17 protein-coding genes and 1 tRNA gene are annotated in these 22558 nt (G+C 72.0%); 6 read left to right on the forward strand and 12 right to left on the reverse strand.

Features of this window, described 5'->3' with window-relative positions; all coding sequences use genetic code 11:
* Window positions 1-4 precede the first annotated feature (4 nt).
* The 3 genes from Q5530_RS28880 to rpmE all read right to left on the reverse strand — a co-directional run bounded on the left by Q5530_RS28880 (window position 5) and on the right by rpmE (window position 2627).
* A complete protein-coding gene (locus Q5530_RS28880) occupies window positions 5-1204 on the reverse strand; it encodes an acyl-CoA thioesterase/bile acid-CoA:amino acid N-acyltransferase family protein (protein ID WP_415365953.1) in 1200 nt (399 codons plus the stop codon).
* 19 nt (window positions 1205-1223) lie between these two features.
* On the reverse strand, window positions 1224-2279 hold the full coding sequence (gene prfA, locus Q5530_RS28885) for a peptide chain release factor 1 (protein WP_415365954.1): 1056 nt from the start codon (window positions 2277-2279) through the stop codon (window positions 1224-1226).
* Window positions 2280-2414: 135 nt separating this feature from the next.
* On the reverse strand, window positions 2415-2627 hold the full coding sequence (gene rpmE / locus Q5530_RS28890; RefSeq protein WP_306747265.1) for a 50S ribosomal protein L31: 213 nt from the start codon (window positions 2625-2627) through the stop codon (window positions 2415-2417).
* A gap of 252 nt (window positions 2628-2879) precedes the next feature.
* Here rpmE and Q5530_RS28895 point away from each other — a divergent pair, with 252 nt between their 5' ends.
* Window positions 2880-3287 (forward strand): hypothetical protein, encoded by a 408-nt coding sequence (locus Q5530_RS28895; RefSeq protein WP_415365956.1) that lies wholly within the window; start codon window positions 2880-2882, stop codon window positions 3285-3287.
* Between the two features lie 212 nt (window positions 3288-3499).
* Here the strand turns inward: Q5530_RS28895 and rho are convergent, their stop codons facing one another.
* The 6 genes from rho to argS all read right to left on the reverse strand — a co-directional run bounded on the left by rho (window position 3500) and on the right by argS (window position 12370).
* Window positions 3500-5626 (reverse strand): transcription termination factor Rho, encoded by a 2127-nt coding sequence (gene rho / locus Q5530_RS28900; RefSeq protein WP_415365957.1) that lies wholly within the window; start codon window positions 5624-5626, stop codon window positions 3500-3502.
* A 344-nt stretch (window positions 5627-5970) separates the two neighbouring features.
* On the reverse strand, window positions 5971-6855 hold the full coding sequence (gene thrB, locus Q5530_RS28905) for a homoserine kinase (protein WP_415365984.1): 885 nt from the start codon (window positions 6853-6855) through the stop codon (window positions 5971-5973).
* Window positions 6856-6902: 47 nt separating this feature from the next.
* Entirely contained in the window at window positions 6903-8006 is a 1104-nt protein-coding gene (gene thrC, locus Q5530_RS28910; protein WP_415365958.1) for a threonine synthase, read from the reverse strand.
* Window positions 8003-9301: a homoserine dehydrogenase gene (locus Q5530_RS28915; protein ID WP_380640390.1), complete on the reverse strand. Its 1299-nt coding sequence runs from the start codon at window positions 9299-9301 to the stop codon at window positions 8003-8005. The genes thrC and Q5530_RS28915 overlap by 4 nt, the downstream gene beginning before the upstream one ends.
* 1 nt (window position 9302) lies before the next feature.
* The gene (gene lysA, locus Q5530_RS28920; RefSeq protein WP_415365959.1) at window positions 9303-10727 is read right to left on the reverse strand and encodes a diaminopimelate decarboxylase; all 1425 of its coding nucleotides are present in this window, start codon (window positions 10725-10727) and stop codon (window positions 9303-9305) included.
* Entirely contained in the window at window positions 10727-12370 is a 1644-nt protein-coding gene (argS, locus tag Q5530_RS28925) for an arginine--tRNA ligase (protein WP_415365960.1), read from the reverse strand. Before argS ends, lysA begins: the two co-directional genes overlap by 1 nt.
* 170 nt (window positions 12371-12540) lie before the next feature.
* On the opposite strand from argS, the gene Q5530_RS28930 reads away from it, so the two are divergent.
* Together Q5530_RS28930 and Q5530_RS28935 are read left to right on the forward strand one after the other, a co-directional pair.
* Window positions 12541-13407, forward strand: a complete 867-nt coding sequence (locus Q5530_RS28930) for a DUF3105 domain-containing protein (protein ID WP_415365961.1) — start codon at window positions 12541-12543, stop codon at window positions 13405-13407.
* Window positions 13407-14087 (forward strand): DUF305 domain-containing protein, encoded by a 681-nt coding sequence (locus Q5530_RS28935; protein WP_415365962.1) that lies wholly within the window; start codon window positions 13407-13409, stop codon window positions 14085-14087. Before Q5530_RS28930 ends, Q5530_RS28935 begins: the two co-directional genes overlap by 1 nt.
* Window positions 14088-14429: 342 nt before the next feature.
* On the opposite strand, the gene Q5530_RS28940 is transcribed toward Q5530_RS28935, so the two are convergent.
* Window positions 14430-15554: an ROK family transcriptional regulator gene (locus Q5530_RS28940; RefSeq protein ID WP_380640486.1), complete on the reverse strand. Its 1125-nt coding sequence runs from the start codon at window positions 15552-15554 to the stop codon at window positions 14430-14432.
* A 172-nt stretch (window positions 15555-15726) separates the two neighbouring features.
* Between Q5530_RS28940 and Q5530_RS28945 the strand changes: the two genes are divergently transcribed.
* Window positions 15727-19995 carry a GH92 family glycosyl hydrolase gene (locus Q5530_RS28945; RefSeq protein ID WP_415365963.1) on the forward strand — a complete coding sequence of 1423 codons (4269 nt, stop codon included), beginning with the start codon at window positions 15727-15729 and terminating at the stop codon, window positions 19993-19995.
* Window positions 19996-20001: 6 nt separating this feature from the next.
* On the opposite strand, the gene Q5530_RS28950 is transcribed toward Q5530_RS28945, so the two are convergent.
* Window positions 20002-20910, reverse strand: a complete 909-nt coding sequence (locus tag Q5530_RS28950) for a cation diffusion facilitator family transporter (protein WP_415365964.1) — start codon at window positions 20908-20910, stop codon at window positions 20002-20004.
* Window positions 20911-21085: 175 nt separating this feature from the next.
* Here Q5530_RS28950 and Q5530_RS28955 point away from each other — a divergent pair.
* Window positions 21086-21157 (forward strand) — tRNA-Arg (locus Q5530_RS28955).
* 133 nt (window positions 21158-21290) lie between these two features.
* Here the strand turns inward: Q5530_RS28955 and Q5530_RS28960 are convergent.
* On the reverse strand, window positions 21291-21503 hold the full coding sequence (locus tag Q5530_RS28960; protein WP_415365965.1) for a hypothetical protein: 213 nt from the start codon (window positions 21501-21503) through the stop codon (window positions 21291-21293).
* Between the two features lie 387 nt (window positions 21504-21890).
* Between Q5530_RS28960 and Q5530_RS28965 the strand changes: the two genes are divergently transcribed.
* On the forward strand, window positions 21891-22427 hold the full coding sequence (locus Q5530_RS28965) for a hypothetical protein (RefSeq protein ID WP_415365966.1): 537 nt from the start codon (window positions 21891-21893) through the stop codon (window positions 22425-22427).
* The last annotated feature ends 131 nt before the right edge of the window (window positions 22428-22558 follow it).

A 22558-nucleotide genomic window follows, 5' to 3' on the forward strand; every position in this document is an offset into this window, starting at 1 on the left:
AACACTAGGCGCGGAGCTGGTCCGACAAGAACTCGACGGTGCGCCGCCACGCGTCGGCGCGGGCCGCGGCCGTGGCGGCGGGCGTGCCGCCCACGAGCAACCGCACACCGGGGCCGGGCACCACCACGTCCGCGGTCGACCGGTGCGGCGGGCCCGCGATCAGGTGCCCCGCGCCGGGGTACACCACGTGCTCGTACCGGAAAGGGTGAGAGTGGGCCTCGAGCCGCCGGTGGGCGACCTCGCCCAGCTCCGCGCTCGGCCACGACCGGTCGTCACCGGCGGAGAGGAGCAGCACACCGCCGTTGATCCGCTCGACGGGGATCTCGGTGTCCTCGGGGACGCCGTCGGTGAGGTCGAACGCGAGCCCCAGCGGCACCGGTTCGCCGTCGACCACCGCCGCCCGCAGCTCCGCCGGGACCGAGTACGGCAGGTACGGCAGCGGGCGGCCGGCGAGCGTCCAGGACGCGGCCTCGTGCTCCAGCTTCTGGAGCAACCGGTGGCCGGGCCCGACGCACTGCGTCACCACCCCGCTGCCCACCACGCTCACCACGGCCTTGACCTGCGGGAACGTCGCACCGAGCAGCAGCGCCAGCTCACCGCCGCGCGACCCGCCGACCAGGCCGACGCGGTCGCCCAGCAGGTCCAGGGCCGGGGCGAAGTGCTCCAGGGGGATCTCGACCAGGTCCGCCGGCACGCCCTCGACGCCGAAGTAGGCCAGGGCCAGCGCGGTGAACCCGTGCCCGGCGAGCAGGGCGGCGTCCAGCTCGTGCAGACCGCCCTCGGAGCCCCCGAGCACCACCACGCCGGGGTGCGGGCCCTCGTCGCCGGGCTCGAACAGCACGCCGACCAAGCCGTTCTCGCGCACCTCGGTGCGCTTGACGTCCGCCGGCACGGTGAGGCGCTCGACCTCCACCCGGCCCACGCCGTCGACCTCCACGACCGCGGTGCCGAGGGGTTCCGCGCCGGTCGGCGCCATCGACCAGAACAACCCCATCGGGTCCACACCGGAGTAGTCGCCGGAGACCGGGGCGTGCCGGGTGAGGTCGACCACACCGCGCTCGTCGGCCCGGAACACCGCCTCGGCGGCGCGGTCGCCCTCGCGGGCCCGCACGGTCACGACCCGGTCCGGTTCGAGGCCCTCCACGCGCACGTCCAGCGCGGTGTCGAGCGGGGCGCCGATCGGGTCCACCAGGATCTCGGCCATCGCGCGCCCCTCTCGTCGGTCAGCCGCCGGCGAGCCGCTCCGCCCGGTCGGCCGCCGCGAGGGCGTCGAGCACCGCGTCGAGGTCGCCGTCCAGCACTTGGTCCAGGTTATGGGCTTTGTACCCCACCCGGTGGTCGGAGATGCGGGATTCCGGGAAGTTGTAGGTGCGGACCCGCTCGGAGCGGTCCACGGTGCGGATCTGCGAGCGGCGGGCGTCCGACGCCTCCTGCTGCTGCTTCTCCTCGGCCAGCGCGGTCAGCCGGGCCCGGAGCACCTGCATGGCGCGGGCCTTGTTCTGGAGCTGGCTGCGCTCGTTCTGGCAGGACACCACGATGCCGGTCGGCAGGTGCGTGATGCGCACGGCCGAGTCCGTGGTGTTGACGCTCTGGCCGCCCTTGCCCGACGAGCGGAAGACGTCGACGCGCAGGTCGTTCTCGTCGACCTCGACCTCCACGTCCTCGGTCTCGGGGAAGATCAGGACGCCCGCGGCGGAGGTGTGGATGCGCCCCTGCGACTCGGTGACGGGCACGCGCTGCACGCGGTGCACGCCGCCCTCCCACTTCAGCCGGGCCCAGACGCCGTCCGGGTCGTCGCCGCGGCTCTTGATGGCGACCGTCACGTCCTTGAAGCCGCCCAGGTCGGAGTCGGTGCCGTCGAGGACCTCGGTCTTCCAGCCGTGGCGCTCGGCGTACCGGACGTACATGCGCAGCAGGTCGCCCGCGAACAGGGCCGACTCCTCGCCGCCCTCGCCGGACTTGATCTCCATGACCACGTCGGCGCCGTCGTGCGGGTCGCGCGGGAGCAGCAGCTCGGTGAGGCGGCCCTCCAGGGCGGGGATGCTGCCGGCCAGCTGCTCGGCCTCCGCCGCGAACGTCGGGTCCTCGGCCGCGAACTCCCGGGCCGTCTCCAGGTCGGACCGCACCCGCTCCAGCTCGCGGGCGGTCCGCACGATCGGGGTCAGCTCGGCGTAGCGCTTGCCGAGCTTGCGCGCCCCCGCCTGGTCGGCGTGCACCGAGGGATCGGCGAGCATGACCTCCAGCTCGGCGTGCTCGGCCAGCAGGGCGTCCAGCGTCACGGTCGGTGCTCCGGTGTCTCGGGGGTGTCTCTCGGGATGTCTCTCAGGGGTGTCTCCCGAGGGGGGAGACGACAGCGGTGTCCGGAGACGACAACGGCGCCCACCCACGTGCCGGGGTGGACGCCGTTCTGGCAGCTACTTGGCGCGCTTGCCGTATCGGGCCTCGAAGCGCGCGACCCGACCACCGGTGTCGAGGATCTTCTGCTTGCCCGTGTAGAACGGGTGGCAGTTCGAGCAGACCTCGACGTGGATGGCGCCGGACGACTTGGTGCTGCGGGTGGTGAAGGTGTTGCCGCAACCGCAGGTGACCTCGGTCGTCACGTACTCGGGGTGAATGCCGGTCTTCAACGTCTCGTCCCTTTCCTCGATGGCCGCCGGGTCCTCGTGGTTCTCGTCGTTCTTCGAGGTGAACCGGAGCCGGACTCGACCCGACAGTGTGCCAGATCGGCTGACGTGCACTGCAACGCGTGCCCGGGTGCGGATGTTCCCGTGGCCGGGGTCACTACCGTTTGCCGATGGCCGCCGACCTTTCGGCGCAGCGGGTGACCGCTGACCTACGGGGCGTGGGTGTCGCGTTGCCGGAACGCCACACTTGGGCCCGTGCTGTGCGCTGCCGGACGCCCCCTGCGGTTGACCACGTGGCTGGCCGTGCCGTTCCTGTTCAGCGGTGCCGTCCTCGGCCTCACCGGCCTGGGTGGGCTGCTGGTCGGCTCCTCCGACCCCGTGACCCTGTCGAGCCCGCTGTTCGGCGCGGGTGTCGCCGTGGCCGTGGTCGCCTCCGGCTCGGTCGCCTGGACCGCCCCGTGGCAGCGCACCTGGCTGCGCTGGCCCTACCTGACGGGCGTGATGTGCCTGGGCACCGCCACCGACGGCTTACCCGTGCCGATCCTCCCCGCCCTGGCCATCGGCCTCCCGACCACGACCCTCCTGGTCACCCAGTACTTCCGCGAACGCCGCCGCACCGCAGCCCTGTCCAAAGCCGGCCACCCCCCGACCACCCCCTGCTGACCCGCGAGTCGTACCTCCAGACCTCGCGAGTCGTACGTCCAGGACCCCCGAATTCAGTGTTCAGAACGGGGCGGAGGCCCCGATGGGGTGACACGAACGCTGAATTCGGGGGGCGCGAACGTACGACACGCCGGGTCTGGGCGTACGACTCGCGGATGTGGGTAGGCCCGCCCGGTGGGGCCGGGCGGGCCTGGTGAACTGGTGGTGCCGGGTCAGTCGTTGTCCCCACCCGGGGTGGTCTTGGCCACCTGCATCAGGAACTCGATGTTGGTGCGGGACTTGCGCAGGCGGTCCAGCAGCAGGTCGATGGCCTGCTGGCCGTCGAGGGCGTGGAGCACCCGGCGCAGCTTGTGCATGACCGCCAGCTCGTCGGGCGAGAGCAGCAGGTCTTCCTTGCGGGTGCCGGACGAGTCGACGTCCACCGCCGGGAAGGTGCGCTTGTCCGCGATCTTGCGGTCGAGCTTGAGCTCCGCGTTGCCGGTGCCCTTGAACTCCTCGAAGATCACGCTGTCGCCGGCCGAACCCGTCTCGACCAGCGCCGTGGCGATGACCGTGAGGCTGCCGCCGCCCTCGATGTTGCGGGCCGCGCCGAGGAACCGCTTCGGCGGGTACAGCGCCGTCGAGTCGACACCACCGGACAGGATGCGGCCGGACGCCGGCGCCGCCAGGTTGTAGGCACGACCCAGGCGGGTGATGGAGTCCAGCAGCACGACCACGTCGTGACCCATCTCGACCAGGCGCTTGGCCCGCTCGATGGCCAGCTCCGAGATCGTGGTGTGGTCCGACGGCGGGCGGTCGAAGGTGGAGGCGATGACCTCGCCCTTCACCGACCGCTGCATGTCGGTGACCTCTTCCGGGCGCTCGTCCACCAGCACCACCATCAGGTGACACTCGGGGTTGTTCGTCGTGATCGCGTTGGCGATCGACTGGAGCACCGAGGTCTTGCCCGCCTTCGGCGGCGACACGACCAGGGCCCGCTGGCCCTTGCCGATCGGCATCACCAGGTCGATGACGCGCGTGGTGAGGATGTGCGGTTCGGTCTCCAGGCGCAGCCGCTCGTTCGGGTAGAGCGGCGTCAGCTTGGTGAAGTCCGGCCGGTTGCGCGACTCCTCCGGGTCCAGGCCGTTGATCTTGTCGACCCGGACCAGGGGGTTGAACTTCTGCCGCTGCTGCTCGCCGTCGCGGGGCTGGCGCACCGCGCCGATGAGCGCGTCACCGCGCCGCAGGCCGTACTTGCGGACCAGCGACAGCGAGACGTAGACGTCGTTCGGCCCGGCCAGGTAGCCCGACGTGCGGACGAACGCGTAGTTCTCCAGCACGTCCAGGATGCCCGCCACGGGCAGCAGGACGTCGTCGTCGCGCACCTCGGTGTCGGTGGTGCCGCCACCGGTCTCGGTCCGGCCACCGCGGCGGCGGCGGTCGCGGAAGCGACGACCCCTGCGGCCGCCCTCGTCGTCACCGTCGTCGTCCGGGACGTTCGAGCGGTTGCGGTCCTCGCGATCGCGGTCCCGATCGCGGTCACGGCCGCGATCACGATCCCGATCGCGGTCGCCGCGACCACTGCGGTCGCCCCGGTCACTCCGGTCGCCGCGGTCACTCCGGTCGCTGCGGTCACCTCGATCGCCGCGGTCACTCCGGTCACCGCGCTCGCCGCGGTCACCCCGCTCGCCGCGGTCCTGGCGGCCACCGCGGTCGCCCCGGTCACCGCGCTCGCCGCGGTCCTGGCGCTGTTCGCGCTGCTCGCCACGGTCGCCGCGCTCGGGCCGGTCCTGCTGGGGACGCTCGACCGCGGGCGCCGACTGCTGCGGCTGGGCCTCGGCCGGCGCGGCGGCAGCGGCGGGGGCGACGGGCGCCTCCGGGCTGCCGGCGGGCCGGTTGGCGGAGCGGCGGCGACGGTTGCCCCGGCGACCGCCCTCCTCCTCGCCCTGCCGGTCGACCACGTCGAGCTGCTGCTGGGTGGGCTTCTCCACGGGCTTCTCGGCGGGCGCGGACGCCTCGGCGGCCTTCTCCGCGACCGGCGCCTTGGCGGCGGCGGGCGTCGAGGCGGCCTTCTTCTCGGCCTTGGGCGGCGTCGCGGCGCTGCCCCGACCGGAGGTGCCGCCCTGCCGTTCCTTGATGGCCGCGATCAGGTCGCCCTTGCGCAGCCCGGCGGTGCCGGTGATGCCGAGCTGACCCGCGAGCTCACGGAGCTCGGCCAGCACCATGCCGGAGAGTCCGGCGCGCTTGCGCGGCGGGGCGCTGCCGTTCGTAGGGGTGGTCAGAGCGTTCTCCTCGGCTCCGGAACTGGCGGTGTTGGGAGCAGCAGGAGCTTCGCTGCTCAGCACATCGGTGTTGCTCACACATGTCCTTCCTGACCGGACCGCGCCTCCTACGCGGCCCAGCGGACCTGCCGTCCGACGGAACGCGGACCGGCAGTTTCGCCCCGGTGCGGTCGGACTTCGTCGGCGCGGAACGCGCGCGAACGGCGGAGCCCTCCGGTACGGGACTTTCGGTCACACGGCGAGCGGGTGCCTCCCAGCGCCAACCCCGTCCATCCGGCACCGGGCCAAGTCACTGGAGGAATGCGATCCGGAACGAACGTCCGGGCACCACACCGGCGCCCGTGCGCGCGGTGACTGATGGCCCCGAGGGTAGACGCCGGTCCGGCCAGGTGCAACAACCGACGCGCGGCGCGTCGCGTCACTCAGCCGAGTGGCGCAACGCACACCCCGCCCAGGTCAACCGGGACCCGGTGCGCCTCGAACCCCTCCAGGTCCACCCCCGCCGGCAGCTCGCCGCCCACCGGCAGGGCCAGGACCGAGGGTCCCGCCCCGGACACCGCCGCCGCCACCCCGGCCGCGCGCAGCGCCCGGACCAGCCGGGAGGTCGCGGGCCAGGCCGGCTCCCGGTACGGCTCGTGCAGCCGGTCGTCCAGCGCGTTGACCAGCAGTGACGGGTCGGTGGAGAGCGCGTGCACGGCCAGCGCCGACCGGGCCGCGGCGAACGCCGCGTCGCCGTGCGGCACCTCCCGCGGCAGCAGGCCGCGGGTCGTGTGCGTGGAGGACTCCTCCGCGGGCACCAGCACCACCGGCGACACGCCCGGGTGCGGGTCCACGCGCACCGCGAGGTAGCGGTCACCCTCCGTCCAGGCGATCACCACGCCGCCGAACATGCTGGCCGCGGCGTTGTCGGCGTGGCCCTCGAACTCCGCGGCGAGTTGCAACGCGCTCGTGTCCAACTCGCGACCGGCCAGCCCGTAGGCCGCCGCCACGCCCGCCACGACCGCGGCCGCCGACGAGCCCAGGCCGCGGGCGTGCGGGATGGCGTTGCGGCACCTCAGCCGCAGGCCGGGCACCTCCAGCCCGAGGTGGGCGCCCGCCGCGCGGAAGGCCCGCACGACCAGGTGACGCTCGTCGGTGGGCACGCCCGCCACGCCCTCGCCGCCGACCTCGACCACCAGCCCGTCCGGGACGACCTCGAAGTCCAGCTCGTCGTGCAGGCCCAGGGCCAGGCCCAGGGTGTCGAAGCCGGAGCCGAGGTTCGCCGTGGAGGCGGGCACCCGCACCCGGACCCCCGTGACGCCGGCCACGTCCGCCACGCCCGCCGGGACCTCCGCGGTGGCGGACCCCGGGCCCGTCACGCCAGCTCCAGGCGGGTCGCCACCGCGCCCGGGTCCACCGGCACCGGCTCGACCTCGACCATGTCGAGCAGCGCCGAGCCGGGGTCCTTGAGGCCGTGGCCCGTGACCGTGCACACGACCGTGGAGCCCTTCGGCAGCCGACCGTCGGCGGCGGTGGCCAGCAGGCCGGCCACGCTGGTCGCGGACGCGGGCTCGACGAAGATGCCCTCGGTGGCGGCGAGCAGCCGGTACGCCTCCATGATCTTCTCGTCGGTCACCGCCTCGAACAGCCCGCCGGACTCCTCCTTGGCCGTGACCGCGCCGGTCCACGACGCGGGGCTGCCCACCCGGATGGCGGTCGCGATGGTCTCGGGGTCGGCCACCGGCTCGCCCAGCACCAGCGGCGCGGCGCCCGCGGCCTGGAACCCGAACATGCGGGGAGCCGAAGCCACCACGCCGTCCCGGAGGTAGTCGGAGTAGCCGCGCCAGTACGCGGTGATGTTGCCCGCGTTGCCGACGGGCAGGCAGTGCACGTCCGGCGCGCGGCCGAGCACGTCGCAGATCTCCCACGCGGCGGTCTTCTGCCCGACCAGCCGCACCGGGTTGACCGAGTTGACCAGCGTGATCGGGTACTCGCTCGCGGTCTTGGCCGCCAGTTCGAGGCAGTCGTCGAAGTTGCCGTCGATCTGGAGGATGCGCGCGCCGTGCGCCACGGCCTGCGCCAGCTTGCCCAGCGCGATCTTGCCGCGCGGGACGAGCACCGCCGCCCGCAGGCCCGCCTTGGCCGCGTAGGCCGCCGCGGACGCCGACGTGTTGCCGGTCGACGCGCAGATGACCGCCTGCACGCCGCCGGCCAGCGCGTGCGTCATGGCCACGGTCATGCCGCGGTCCTTGAACGAGCCGGTCGGGTTCGCGCCCTCGACCTTGACGTGCACCTCGCAGCCGGTGACCTCCGACAGGTGCTCGGCGAGCACCAGGGGGGTGCCGCCCTCGTGCAGGGTGATCACGCGCGCGCCCGCGGGCAGCTGGATCCGGTCCGCGTAGGCGTGGATGATGCCGGGCCACCCCGCCCGCACCGCTGTCCGGTTCCCGGCTCCGCCGGGGGCAGCCTGGGTCGTCATGTCTCTTCGCCTTCCACGCGCATCACGCTGACCACTTCCCTGACCACGGGCAGCCCGCCGATTTTGTCCACGGTCGACCGCAGTGCCGCGTCGGTCGCGGCGTGGGTGACGACCACCAGGCTGGCGTCGTCGACCCGCCCCTCCTGCCGGACCGCGGCGATGCTCACGTCGTGCTCCGCGAACACCGCCGCGACCTGCGACAACACGCCCGCCCGGTCGGCGACGTCGAGGCTGATGTGATAACGCGTGGGGGTTTGCCCCATGGGTCGCGCGGGCAGGCCCGCGTAGGCCGACTCGCGCGGGCCGCGCCCGCCCTGGACCAGGTTGCGGGCCACCGCGACGAGGTCCCCGAGCACCGCGCTGGCCGTGGGCGCGCCACCGGCGCCCTGGCCGTAGAACATCATCTCGCCGGCCGCGTCGGCCTCGACGAACACGGCGTTGAACGCCCCGTTCACCCCGGCCAGCGGGTGCGACCGGGGGATCATCGCCGGGTGCACGCGCACCGACACCGACTCCTGGTCGCCCTCGGTCACGCGCTCGCAGATGGCCAGCAGCTTGACCGTGCGGCCCAGCGCCCTGGCGGCCGCGATGTCGGCCGCGCTGACCGAGGCGATGCCCTCGCGGTGCACGTCGGAGGCGGTGACCCGGGTGTGGAACGCCAGCGAGGCCAGGATCGCGGCCTTGGACGCGGCGTCGAACCCGTCCACGTCGGCGGTCGGGTCGGCCTCGGCGTAGCCCAGCCGGGTGGCCTCCTCCAGCGTCTCGCCGTAGCTCGCGCCGGTGGAGTCCATGCCGGAGAGGATGAAGTTGGTGGTGCCGTTGACGATGCCCATCACCCGGGTGATGCGGTCGCCCGCCAGCGATTCGCGCAGCGGCCGGAGCAGCGGGATCGCGCCCGCCACGGCCGCCTCGAAGTACAGGTCGGCGCCCGAGCCGTCGGCGGCTGCGGACAGCTCGGCCGAGTGCTCGGCCAGCAGCGCCTTGTTGGCCGTCACCACCGACTTGCCCGCGCGCAGGGCGTCGAGCAGCAGCGTCCGGGCGGGCTCGATGCCGCCGATGACCTCCACCACCACGTCGACGTCCGAGGCGACCAGCGCCGCCGCGTCGGTGGTGAGCAGGTCGGCGGGCACCTCGCGGTGCTTGTTCGGCTTGCGCACCGCGATGCCGGCCAGCTCCACCGGCGCGCCGACGCGGGCGGCCAGGTCGGCCGCCTGGCCGGTGAGCAGCCGCACCACCTCGGTGCCGACGGTGCCGCAGCCCAGCAACGCGACCCTGATCGGCTTTTGGCTTGGCACGTCATACCTCCAGGCGGAACAGGTCTTCCTCGGTCTCCCGGCGCAGCAGCAGCCGGGGTTCCCCGTCCAGTACGGCGGCGAGCGCGGGCCGCGGCAGCCGGTTGTAGCCGCTGGCCATCGAGTAGCAGTAGGCGCCGGTCGCGGCGACCGCGAGCAGGTCGCCGGGCGCGAGGTCGTCGGGCAGCCAGCAGTCGCGCACCACCACGTCGCCGGACTCGCAGTGCTTGCCGACCACGCGGCACAGCACCGACCGGGCGTCCTCGGGCGCGCCCCGGGAGACCAGCCGGCAGTCGTAGACCGCGTCGTAGAGGGCGGTGCGGATGTTGTCGCTCATGCCGCCGTCGACGCTGACGTAGCGGCGGACCGCGCCCGCGTCGAGCTGGACGTCCTTGATGGTGCCCACCTCGTACAGCGTCACCGTGCCGGGGCCCACGATCGCCCGGCCCGGCTCGACCGCGATCCTCGGCACCGGCAGGCCGGCGTGCTCGCACTCCTTGGACACGATGTTGTGCAGCTGCCGCGCCAGCTCGGCGGGCGGCGGCGGGTCGTCGTCCCGGGTGTAGGCGATGCCGAGGCCGCCGCCGAGGTCGATGGTGTCGACGTGCTCCAGGACGCCGTCGCCGTGCTCGTCGCGCAGCTCGGCCAGCAGCGCGACGACCCGCCGGGCGGCCACCTCGAAGCCGCTGGCGTCGAAGATCTGCGAGCCGATGTGGCTGTGCAGGCCGATCAGCCGCAGGCCCTGGGCCTTGAGCACCCGGCGGGCGGCCTCGGCGGCGTCGCCGGAGGACAGCGAGAAGCCGAACTTCTGGTCCTCGTGGGCGGTGGCGATGAACTCGTGGGTGTGCGCCTCGACGCCGACGGTGACCCGGATCATCACCGGCTGCACGCGACCGCGCTCGCGGGCGAGGTGGTCGAGCCGGGCGATCTCGTGGAACGAGTCGAGCACGACCGCGCCCACGCCCGCCTCGACCGCGGCGGCCAGCTCGGCCGCGGACTTGTTGTTGCCGTGCAGCGCGATGCGCTCGGGCGGGAAGTCCGCGCGCAGCGCGACGGCCAGTTCGCCGCCGCTGCACACGTCGATGCTCAGGCCCTCCTCGGCGACCCACCGGGCGATCGCCACGGACAGGAACGCCTTGGACGCGTAGTGCACCAGGGTCGGGTCGCCGAACGCCTTCGCGTGGTCGCGGCAGCGCGAGCGGAAGTCGGCCTCGTCCATCACGAACAGCGGGGTGCCGTGCTCCTCGACGAGCCGCCGCACGTCCACGCCGCCCAGGCTGACCACGCCGTCGGCACCGCGCCCGGCGTTCCGCGGCCACACGTTCGGGTGAAGTTGGTCGAGTTCCCCGGGCGTGGTCGGGCGCTGGCCCGCCGTGCTGCCGGGGAGCAGGACGTCGGCGTGCCGGGGACCGGCCGGGTGCGCGCGCATCACATCCGCTCCGGGGCGGTCACGCCGAGCAGGCCCAGGCCGTTGGCGAACACCTGGCGCGTGGCCGCGACCAGCCGGAGCCGGGCGCGGTGCAGGTCGGTGGTCTCCTCGTCGCCGCGCGGCAGCACCCGGCACGCCTCGTGGAACCGGTGGTAGGTGCCCGCCAGCTCCTCCAGGTAGCGCGCGACGCGGTGCGGTTCGCGCAGCTCGCCGGCCGTGGCCACGACGCGCGGGAACTCGCCGAGGGTGCGGATCAGGTCGCCCTCGCGCTCGTGGGTGAGCAGGTCGAGCGCGTCGCCGGGGGTCACGCCGAGCTCGGCGGCGTTGCGCAGCACCGACGACAGCCGCGCGTGCGCGTACTGGACGTAGAACACCGGGTTGTCGTTGCTGCGCTTGCGCAGCAGGTCCAGGTCGATGTCCAGGGACGAGTCGACCGAGGAGCGGCTCATCGCGTACCGGGCCGCGTCCACGCCCACCGCGTCCACCAGGTCCTGCATGGTGATGACGGTGCCCGCGCGCTTGCTCATCCGGACCGGCTTGCCGTCGCTGACCAGGTTCACCAGCTGGCCGATCAGCACCTCGACCGCGTCGGGGTCGTCGCCCAGCGCCGCGGCGGCGGCCTTGAGCCGGCCGACGTAGCCGTGGTGGTCCGCGCCGAGCATGTAGATGCACAGGTCGAAGCCGCGCGACCGCTTGTCCACCAGGTAGGCGATGTCGCCCGCGATGTAGGCCGGGTCGCCGTCGCTCTTGATGACCACGCGGTCCTTGTCGTCGCCGAACTCGGTGGACCGCAGCCACCACGCGCCGTTGTCGAAGTACAGCGCGCCGGAGGACTTCAGCTGCTCGACGGCCTTGGTCACGGCGCCGGACTCGTGCAGCGAGTTCTCGTGGAAGAAGACGTCGAAGTCGGTGCCGAAGTCGTGGAGGTCCTCCTTGATCTCCTCGAACATCAGGTTCACGCCGATCCGGCGGAACACCTCGGGCGAGTCCGCCGAGGTCAGCGCGCCGGGCTCCTGCCGGAGCACCTCGGCCGCGATGTCGCCGATGTAGCCGCCCGCGTAGCCGTCCTCGGGGGCCGGGGCGCCCTGGGCGGCGGCGATCAGGGACCGCACGAACCGGTCGATCTGCGCGCCCGCGTCGTTGAAGTAGTACTCGCGGGTCACCTCGCCGCCGTTGAACGCCAGCACGCGGCCCAGCGCGTCGCCGACCGCGGCCCAGCGGGTGCCGCCCAGGTGGATCGGACCGGTCGGGTTCGCCGAGACGAACTCCAGGTTGATCTTCCGCCCGGCCAGGGCGGCGCCGCGCCCGTAGTCCGCGCCGGCCGCGACCACGTCCCGCACGATCGCGCCCTGCGCGTCGGCGGCCAGGCGCAGGTTGAGGAAGCCGGGGCCCGCCACCTCGACCGAGGAGATGGCGTCGGTCGAGGTCAGCGCCTCGGCGAGCCAGCCGGCGAAGTCGCGGGGGGTGACGCCCGCCTTCTTGGCGGTCTGGAGGGCCACGTTGGTCGCGTAGTCGCCGTGCTCGGGGTTGCGGGGGCGTTCGATCGTGACCGCTGTCGGCAGGGCGGCGGGGTCGAGGCCGCGGGTGGACATCACGTCCAGGGCCGTCGCCCGGACCAGTTCGGCTAGCGCAGCGGGAGTCACCCGGCAAGTCTAGGGAAGCGTTCCCGCTGGTCTCGACTGGGATGCTCGTCCCGATCCGTGAGAAGGGCAACTGTGAACGGCAACCCTCGGTGACGGGGAGTTGACGGTGATCCGACACCGGGTCCCTACACTGGCCCGCGGCATGGGCGTATGACGAGACTGAGGCGGACATGACCAGCGGCAAGAAGAACAAGGCCGCGCGCTCCAGCGTTGCGGCGGCGCGCTCCTCGGTGGTGGCGAAGAAGCCGAAGCCGTGGGGGACCATCCTGGCGGTGGTCGCCGTCCTGGGCCTGGCGGCGGGTGTGTTCGGGTACGCGTACGCGCGGATCGACGAGAAGAACGACCGCGAGGCGGCCCTGGCCCGGTGGAACCCCTCCGAGGAGAACAAGGACCCCTCGGACGGCATCCAGGGCGTGCTCAAGAAGGAGTACGAGGCCGGCAAGCACGTCACCGCCGACCAGCGGGTCGCCTACGACATGTCGCCGCCCATCGGCGGGCCGCACGACGGCGTCTGGGCGGTGTGCTCGGGCGTGGTCTACGAGACCGCGGTGCGCACCGAGAACATGGTCCACGGCCTGGAGCACGGCGCCGTGTGGATCGCCTACAACCCGGACCAGGTGACCGGTGAGGCGCTCGACAAGCTGAAGGCCAAGGTCGACGGCCAGCAGTTCACCATGATGTCGCCGTACCCGGGTCTGGACAAGGCGATCTCGCTCCAGTCGTGGGGCCACCAGCTCAAGCTGGACAGCGCCGACGACGAGCGCATCGACCAGTTCATCCAGTCGCTGCGCCGCAACCCGAACACCTACCCCGAGGTCGGCGCGACCTGCGACTCCAACACGTTCGACGTGACCAACCCGCCGGCCTTCGTGGCCGAGGCCCCGGGCCCGGACGCGGTGCCGATGGACGGCGGCACGACCGATCCCGCCGAGACGGGCGGCACCGAGGGCGCGCCCACCGGCGCCCCGGCGACCGGCGCCCCCGCCACCGACGCCCCGGCCGGCTCGGAGACCGCGAGCACCACCCCGTCCAGCTGATGACCGAACCCGAGCAGCGGCACGGCGGCACCGCGACCCGCGTGGTCGTCCTCTCGATCGCGGTGGTCGCCGTGCTGCTGCTCGGTGCGGCCGTCGGGCTGCTGATCCAGCTGCCCGGCCGGGACGACACGTCGGTCCCGGCCGCCGACTCGGTCGACGTCGGCTTCGCGCAGGACATGGCCGTGCACCACCTCCAGGGCGTGACGATGGCCAACCTGGCGCGGGACAAGACGGCGGACCCGGCCGTCCGCCAGCTCGCCTTCGACATCCAGTCCACGCAGCTGGAGCAGGTGGGGCGGATGAAGGGCTGGCTGACCTTCTGGGGCTACCCCGAGCAGTCGGTCGACGGCAGGTACATGAGGTGGATGAGCGGGTCGGGCCACGGGCACGGCGGCGATCCCGGGTCCGCCGGCACCACCGGCCCGATGCCCGGCATGGCGACCTCCGAGGAGCTGAACCGGCTGCGCCGGCTGTCCGGGCCCGAGTTCGACGTGTACTTCCTCCAGCTCATGCTGCGCCACCACCAGGGCGGGGCCCCGATGGCCCGGTTCGGGGCCGAGAACGCCGGTCAGCCGGTCGTGCGCACGCTCGCGGACAACATGCTGCGGTCGCAGGCGAGCGAGAGCGAGCTGATGAGGACCATGATCACCGAGCGCGGCGCGGCCCCGCTGGAGGGCTGACCTCCCCGGGGGCGGCGCGGTGCGTCCTGGAACTCCTCCCGCGCACGGCGTCCCGGGAGTCCTCCCGCGCACGGGGCAGGTGTTTGGCACAGCGCGGCACCTGCCCCGCGCGGCACGGTCGGGAAGGGACCACGTCCCCCGTACTCCCTTCCCGACTCCCCTGTGCCACATCGGAAGGACACATACCCTCCAGGAGGAGGTGGGGTAACGCTACGTCATTACTGACGGGTTAACACTTACGCCAATTGAGTGAATCCGCAGGTGAGGACCCTTCACGTACCGTCGGAGCGTGATCATTTCGACGGTCATCGGCGACGTCATCCGCAGCGTTGTCCGCAACGGTCATCCGTGCCGGTCGTCCCGGCGGTCGAACACCAGGTCCCGCGCCGACCGCAGGCCCATCGCCACGGCCCCGCTGAGCACCGCGCCGTCACCCAGCTCCCCCGCCACGACCCGCGGCACGAACGGCGTCAGCCGGCGCAGCGCCGCCTCCATCGGCTCCCGGAGCAGGGCGGCGCTGCCGCCGATGCCGCCGCCCAGCACCACCAGCTCCGGGTCGATCACCGCCACCACCGAGGCCACCACGAACGCCAGCCGCCCGGCCTCGTCGCGCACCGCCGCCAACGCGCGCTCGTCCCCGGCCCCGGCCGCGGCGAACACGTCCCGCGCCGAGGGCGCGACCAGCCCGTGCTCCGCCGCCAGCGCCACCACCGACCCCGCCGCCGCGAACGCCTCCACGTGCCCGCCGCCGGGCGACCAGGGCAGGTAGCCGATCTCGCCCGCCGCGCCGTGCGCGCCCCGGAACAGCCGGCCGTCGACCACGATGCCCATGCCGATCCCGGTGCCGACGGAGACGCACACGAACACCTCGGCGCCGCGCGCCGCGCCCTGCGCCTGCTCGCCCACCGCGGCCAGGTTCGCGTCGTTCTCCACCACCAGCCCGGCGCCCAGCGCGGCCTCCAGGTCCTCCAGCAGGCCGGGCCGCTCCAGGCCGGGCACGTTCGGCGCGTGCCGCAGCGTGCGGCCGCGCGGATCGGGCACGCCGGGCAGGCCGACCACCTTCACCAGCAGGTCGTCCAGCGACAGCCCGGCGTCGGCCGCGGCTCGCGAGGCCACCTCCCGGACCGCCTTGACCAGCGCGGACGCCGAACGGCACCGGTTGCGCTCGTCCACCCGCGCGATCACCCGGCCGGCCAGGTCCGCCACCGCGGCCCGGATGCGCTGCCGCCCCACGTCCACGCCGAGCACGTGCCCGGCCGCCGGGTTCGGCTCGTAGACCACGGCCGACCGGCCGGGACCCGCCGTGGTGCGGCCGATGGCGCGGACCAGGCCGTGCTGCTCCAGGTCGAGCAGCGCCTGGCCCACGGTCGGCTTGGACAGGCCGGTCTCCCGGGCGATCTGCGGCCTGGTGGCCGGGCCGCCCGCGCGCAGCCGGTCGAGCACCGCGCGCTGGTTGAGCACGCGCATCCCGGCCGGGGTGCCCACCGGTGGTTTGTCGACCGTCACAGGGAGTGAGTCTAGATCGGTTGGAGCAGTGGCCGGACAGGCTTGCGGACAAGTTGGCGAACCGGGCTTGACAACGATGTCACACACCTATTCGCTTCGCTGAAGATCGGTCTTGAGGCGAGAGGCGTGCGCAATGGGGCTCATGCGGGCAAGGAGATCGCTGGCGGTCGTCACGACCGCCGCGCTGGCGCTGGGCGGCGTGGCAGGCTGGTCCACAGCCACCGCCGCACCGGAACCCGGGAGGCCAGCCGTGAGCGAGACCCTGTTCGCCACGTCGTTCGAGGACGGGCAGCCGCAGCCGACCTGGCTCAGCGAGGTCGAGACGGGTCCCGACGGCGCGCCGAAGACCTCGGGCGTCAACGGCTCCGACTCCACCGGCCTGCCCGGCAACGTCACCGACCGCGTGGTCGACGTCGCGGCCAACTCCGAGTTCGCGGACGCGGGCGAGGTCAAGGAGAACCTGGTCGACGGCAACGTCTCGTCGAAGTGGCTGGCCTTCGCCGAGGCGGGCTGGGCCCGGTTCACCTTCGCCGAGCCGGTGGCGGTCAAGCGGTACGCGCTGTCCTCTGCCAACGACGAACCCGGCCGCGACCCGAGGGACTGGACGCTGCGCGGCTCCGCCGACGGCACCACGTGGACCGCGCTGGACACCCGCGCGGGCGAGGTGTTCGCCGAGCGCCACCAGACCAAGGTCTACGACCTGGCCAACACCGTGGCGTTCCGCTTCTACCAGCTCGACATCACCGCCAACGGCGGCGCGGACGCCCTCCAGCTCGCCGAGGTCCAGTTCTCCGACGGCTCCACCACCCCGCCCGCGCGGCACATGCGCACCACCGTGGGCAAGGGCGCGAACGGCGGCTACAACGCCAAGGCGGGCGCGGGCTTCACCGGCGTGCGGGCCCTGCGCTACCAGGGGACGCACACGGCCGAGGGCCGCGGCTACTCCTACAACAAGGTCGTCGAGGTCGACATCCCCGTCACCGCGACCACCGAGCTGTCCTACCTGATCTTCCCGTCGTTCACCACCGACGACCTGAACTACCCGGCCACGTTCGCCGCGGTGGACCTCGCCTTCTCCGACGGCACCTACCTCAGCGAGCTCGGCGCGCGCGACCAGCACGGCTTCGGGCTGTCCCCGCGCGGGCAGGGCGAGGCCAAGTCGCTCTACACCAACCAGTGGAACCGCGTCGCCGCCGTCGTCGGCCCGGTGGCCGCGGGCAAGACGATCAAGCGCATCCTGGTCGCCTACGACAACCCGAGGGGCCCGGCCGCGTTCAACGGCTGGATCGACGACATCGCGGTCAAGTCCGCGCCCGCCGTCGTCGAGCGCGCCCGCCCGTCCGACTGGGTGCTGACCACCCGCGGCACCAACTCCAGCGGCTCGTTCTCCCGCGGCAACAACTTCCCGGCCACCGCGGTGCCGCACGGCTTCAACTTCTGGTCGCCCATGACCAACGCGGGCTCGACCAGCTGGCTCTACGAGTACGCCAAGAACAACAACCGTGACAACCTGCCGACGCTCCAGGCGTTCACCGCCAGCCACGAGCCCAGCCCGTGGATGGGCGACCGGCAGACGTTCCAGGTGATGCCGTCCACCGGCACGCCCACCGCCGACCGGGCCGTGCGCGCGCTGCCGTTCCGGCACGAGAACGAGGTGGCGCGGGCGCACTACTACGGCGTGGCGTTCGAGAACGGCATGAAGACCGAGATCGCGCCGACCGACCACGCGGCGCTGTTCCGGTTCACCTTCACCGGGGGCTCCTCGAACCTGGTGTTCGACAACGTCAACAACAACGGCGGGCTCACCCTCGACCCGGCCTCCGGCGTGGTGACCGGCTTCTCCGACGTCAGGAGCGGCCTGTCGGTCGGCGCGACGCGGCTGTTCGTCTACGGGACCGTGGACCGGCCGGTGACCGGCAGCGGCCGGCTGACCGGCGCGGGCCGCGACAACGTGGCGGGCTACTTCTCGTTCGACACCTCGGCCGACCGGGCGGTGACGATGCGGCTGGCCACCTCGCTGATCAGCGTGGACCAGGCGCGCCGCAACCTCGACCAGGAGATCTCGGCCTCCGACACCCTGGAGTCGGTGCGCGAGCGCGCCCAGGCCGCGTGGGACGACGTGCTGGGCATGGTCGAGGTCGAGGGGGCGTCCGAGGACCAGCTGACCACGCTGTACTCGAACCTCTACCGGCTCTACCTCTACCCGAACTCCGGTTACGAGAACACCGGCACCGCCGAGGCGCCCCGGCACCGGTACGCCTCCCCCGTGCAGGCCGCCGGGCCGTCCACGCCCACGCAGACCGGCGCGAAGGTCGTGGACGGGAAGGTCTACGTCAACAACGGGTTCTGGGACACCTACCGCACCACGTGGCCCGCGTACTCGCTGCTGACGCCCCGCCGCGCGGCCGGGCTGGTCGACGGCTTCGTGCAGCAGTACCGCGACGGCGGCTGGATCTCCCGCTGGTCCTCCCCCGGCTACGCCGACCTGATGACCGGCACCAGCTCCGACGTGGCGTTCGCCGACGCGTTCGTCAAGGGCGTCGAGCTGCCGGACGCCGTGGCGGCCTACGAGGCGGCGGTGCGGAACGCGACCGTGGCACCGCCCAGCCCGGGTGTGGGCCGCAAGGGCCTGGACACCTCGATCTTCACCGGCTGGACCTCCACCGCCACCCACGAGGGCATGTCGTGGGCGATCGAGGGCTACGTCAACGACTACGGCATCGCCAACATGGCGCGCGCGCTGCACGAGCGCACCGGTGACCCGCAGTACCTGGCGTCCTCCGAGTACTTCGCCAACCGGGCGCAGAACTACGTGCACATGTTCGACCCGGAGACCGGGTTCTTCCAGGGCCGCAACCCGGACGGCACGCGCCGCGCCGCGCCCGACGAGTACGACCCGCGCGTGTGGGGCTACGACTACACCGAGACCGACGGCTGGAACATGGCGTTCTCGGTGCCCCACGACGGCCAGGGCCTGGCCAACCTCTACGGCGGCCGCGACGGCCTGGCGTCCAAGCTGGACGAGTTCTTCGCCACGCCGGAGACCGCGAAGTTCCCCGGGTCCTACGGCGGGGTGATCCACGAGATGACCGAGGCCCGCGACGTGCGGATGGGGCAGCTCGGCCACTCCAACCAGGTGTCGCACCACATCACCTACATGTACGACTACGCCGGTCAGCCGTGGAAGACGCAGGAGAAGGTGCGCGAGATCCTGTCCCGGCTGTACCTGGGCAGCGAGATCGGCCAGGGCTACCCCGGTGACGAGGACAACGGCGAGCAGTCGGCGTGGTGGCTGTTCAGCGCGATGGGCTTCTACCCGTTGCAGATGGGCAACGCGACCTACGCGATCGGCTCCCCGCTGTTCACCAGGATGACCGTGCGCCTGGACAACGGCCGCACGCTGACCATCAACGCGCCCCGCAACAGCGCGCGGAACATCTACGTGCAGTCCCTCAAGGTCAACGGCAAGAACTGGGACAGGTCGTACCTGCCGCACGCGGAGATCGCCCAGGGCGGCACGCTCGACTTCGAGATGGGTTCGGAGCCCTCCCGCTGGGCCACCGGTCCCGACGCCGCGCCGCCGTCGCTGACGACGGGTTCGGAGCCGCCCGCGCCGCTGCGCGACGTGACCCCCGGCGCCGCGGTCACCGGCGCGCCCGCGGCCGTGCTGGACGACACCTCGCAGACGTCCGGCTCGCTGTCCTGGCTCCAGGCGTCGTTGCCGGACAACAGGGAGACCGCCACCTTCTACACGCTCACGTCCGGCAAGGCCGGGGGCGACCCCACCTCGTGGGAGCTGAAGGCGTCCTACGACGGCACCACCTGGGTGACGGTGGACAAGCGGACCGACGAGGCGTTCCGGTGGCGCCAGCAGACCCGCGCGTTCAAGGTCGCCGCACCCGGCCACTACCGGCACTACCGCCTGGAGTTCCCGGCCGCGGCCACCCTGGCGGAGTTCGAGCTGCTGGCCAAGCCGCACGTCACGTGCGGCACCACGGTCACCGGCGAGCACCGCGGCCCCCTGGTCGTGCGCACCGGCGTGACCTGCGTCCAGGGCGCGACCGTCACCGGCCCGGTCACCGTGTCCGCCGGTGCGTCCCTGCACGTCTTCGGCAGCGAGCTGCGCGGCGCCCTCTCCGCCACGGGGGCCGCGGCCGTCATCGTGGTCGACAGCAGCGTCGGCGGCCCGGTCAGCATCACCCGCGCCACCGGCCCGGTGTCACTCGAACAAGCGACGATCTCCGGTCCGGTGAACCTGGTCGGCAACCGCGGCGGCACCGTCCTGGCCGCCAACGACGTCACCGGCCCGATGTCGTGCGTCATCAGCGACCCGGCCCCGGTGAACAACGGCTGGGCGAACGAGGTGAGGGGGCCCCGAACCGGCCAGTGCGGCCGGCTCTAGGGGCTGTCACCAGGAGATCTCGCGGCACCTCTGCGCGCAGTCGCTCGGCTCCACCTGGAGCGTGGCGTGCTCGATGTGGTAGCGCCCGGAGAGCAGGTCCTGAGCGGCCCTCAGGACCTGCGCCGGGTCCGCGTCCGGGTGGGTGGTGAGGTGGGCGGAGGCGACCTCCATGCCGGAGGTGAGCGTCCAGACGTGCAGGTCGTGGGCCTCCGCCACCCCCGGCAGGCGCCCCAGGTCGGCCTGCACCTGGGCGACGTCCAGGCGCTCGGGGGCGTGCTGGAACAGGATGCGCAGGGCACTGGCGGCCAGCCGGTAGGTCCGCGGCAGCACGAACAAGCCGATCGCCACCCCCATCACCGGGTCCGCGTACCGCCACCCGAAGACCAGCGTCACCACCCCGCTGACCAGCACCCCGACCGACCCGATGAGGTCCGCGAGCACCTCCAGGTACGCGCCGCGGACGTTGATGCTCTCCTCAGCCCCGTCCCGCAGCACGAAGAACGACACGAGGTTCGCCACCAACCCGGCCGTCGCCGCGAGCACCACGGGCAACCCCGGCACCGCCGGCGGGTCGTCGAACCGCTGCACGGCCTCGAACACGACGTACCCCGCCACCCCGAACAGCAGCACGGCGTTGGCCAGCGCCGCCAGCACCTCGGCCCGGTAGAGCCCGAACGTGCGACTCCCCTTGGCCCCGGCGCGGCGCGCGAGCAGGATGGCGGCCAGGGCCATGCCGACGCCCAGGACGTCGGTGAGCATGTGGGCGGCGTCGGAGATGAGGGCCAACGAGCCGGTCGTGAGGCCGACCGCGAACTCGATGATCATGAAGGCGGCGCCGATGGCGAAGGCGACCCACAGGCGGTTGAGGTGCTTGGCACCGGTGCCTGCCGCTCCGTGGCCGTGTCCGTGACCCATGGGTGCGAACATATAGTCATATGCGCATGAGTACAACTCGCGTGTTGGGCGGGGTGCGGGTCTTCGGGGGGTTGGCCTGGGGGTGGGGAACCGCAGGTCGTGGGCTTGAGGTGGCCGGTGGGGGGTGGGGTGAAACCGTCTCGCGGGGTGCGCTAAGCTTCTCCCCGTAGCTGCGGCCCCCGTAGCTCAGGGGATAGAGCACCGCCCTCCGGAGGCGGGTGCGCAGGTTCGAATCCTGCCGGGGGCACATCGTTCCACCAGCACGAAAAGGCCCTTGACCAGCGCTAACGCGGTCAAGGGCCTTACTCGTCTATCCGGCCATGTCCGGTGAAGTCCGGCCGTCTACGGGTGTCCGGGCCAAATACGGGCCAAAGTTTGGGCTAGCCCGGCCGGTGCCCCAGAGCAGCCTCTACGCGTTGCCGAACCGTCACCGCCTCCCCGTCGAGGCACTTGGCGTAGATCTTGAGCAGCACCTCCACCGAGTGCCCCGCCCACTCCGCCACCGTCACCGCGGGCACTCCCCCGTTGAGCCACGTCGACACCGCCGCGTGCCGCAGGTCGTACGGCGTGCCCGCCAGCGGCGTTGCGGCCACCTCCGGCGTGAAGATCTCGGTCCGCGCACGCTGCCAGGCCCGGACGATGGTGAGCTACGGCAACTCTTTGCCGTTGCGCTCCCCAGTGAACAGCCGACCGTCCGCCGCCGTGCCGAACTGCCTGATGTGGAAGTGCAACGCCCCGGATCGCCCAGCAAGCTGGGCACCGCCCCTCCCCGGAACCGCGACTGGTGACGAGACACCGGCCAGGGCTCTATCAGGTGAAAGTACCCTATCTAAAGAATGACGTTTCGCCTCCGCTCGAGGCATGGGCGAGACACTGCCTACTCTTAGAAGCTCCGCATTGTGCCCCTATTCCCGATACCCCAACGGAGGACACAGATGCCCGGACCTTGGACATACGATCCGGACTGGATCTTTGACAGAATGCTGGACATGTTCAATCAGCCCGTTTTGTCCGGCTATTTCTCCCAAGCCGCCGCCACGAAAGGAGGGGGCGGATTCGAGAACTGGGCCCTCATGACGTACCTTCTTTATGTTCGAGGCATCAACGGTGATTTTTACTACCGACGTGAGTATCCAATGGGCAACCGCAGGGTGGATCTAGCAATAAACGCGGGAGGCCTCATAGACCCCAGTAAGAATTCACCACTCATCCTGACCGAATGGAAAGTCAACAACAATTACAACAACCTATTCTACAACTTCTCCCTTGACATCGAGAAGTTCGATGAACTATCCCCTCTCTTCAAGAACTACCCATGCCCGTTTGTTTTCGGCATCGGACCGCACAATGATGGCAATCCACCCTTCTACTTCGGAAGATACGGAATCCCCAACACCAACCTCGCGTTTTATTACTCCACCTGGGCAACATGGAAGCACTACAAAAGCCTCTACGACCAGACTTGGTACTGGTACAAGTACGGTGAGACAGTGGAAGACCTGACCAGCGAGAGGTGATCCGCGCGGCGACACAAGCCCCCACCGGACGACACAGCAACCGTAGAGCGGCGGACGAGGAGTAGACGAATGCTCCTTAAAGCACGAGGAAATTGTCACCATACCAAGCCGCCGGAGGAATACCCCATCTG

The sequence above is a fragment of the Saccharothrix sp. BKS2 genome, from assembly GCF_047689505.1.
Lineage (GTDB): Bacteria > Actinomycetota > Actinomycetes > Mycobacteriales > Pseudonocardiaceae > Actinosynnema > Actinosynnema lopnurensis.

What these genes read in the sequence shown, in the direction of transcription:
- Q5530_RS28880 (WP_415365953.1), bottom strand. Translation starts at nt 1,204, where the DNA reads ATGGCCGAGATCCTGGTGGACCCGATCGGCGCCCCGCTCGACACCGCG.
- thrC (WP_415365958.1), bottom strand. Translation starts at nt 8,006, where the DNA reads ATGACGACCCAGGCTGCCCCCGGCGGAGCCGGGAACCGGACAGCGGTG.
- Q5530_RS28930 (WP_415365961.1), top strand. Translation starts at nt 12,541, where the DNA reads ATGACCAGCGGCAAGAAGAACAAGGCCGCGCGCTCCAGCGTTGCGGCG.
- Q5530_RS28950 (WP_415365964.1), bottom strand. Translation starts at nt 20,910, where the DNA reads ATGGGTCACGGACACGGCCACGGAGCGGCAGGCACCGGTGCCAAGCAC.
- Q5530_RS28940 (WP_380640486.1), bottom strand. Translation starts at nt 15,554, where the DNA reads ATGCGCGTGCTCAACCAGCGCGCGGTGCTCGACCGGCTGCGCGCGGGC.
- Q5530_RS28945 (WP_415365963.1), top strand. Translation starts at nt 15,727, where the DNA reads ATGGGGCTCATGCGGGCAAGGAGATCGCTGGCGGTCGTCACGACCGCC.
- lysA (WP_415365959.1), bottom strand. Translation starts at nt 10,727, where the DNA reads ATGCGCGCGCACCCGGCCGGTCCCCGGCACGCCGACGTCCTGCTCCCC.
- Q5530_RS28935 (WP_415365962.1), top strand. Translation starts at nt 13,407, where the DNA reads ATGACCGAACCCGAGCAGCGGCACGGCGGCACCGCGACCCGCGTGGTC.
- Q5530_RS28965 (WP_415365966.1), top strand. Translation starts at nt 21,891, where the DNA reads ATGCTGGACATGTTCAATCAGCCCGTTTTGTCCGGCTATTTCTCCCAA.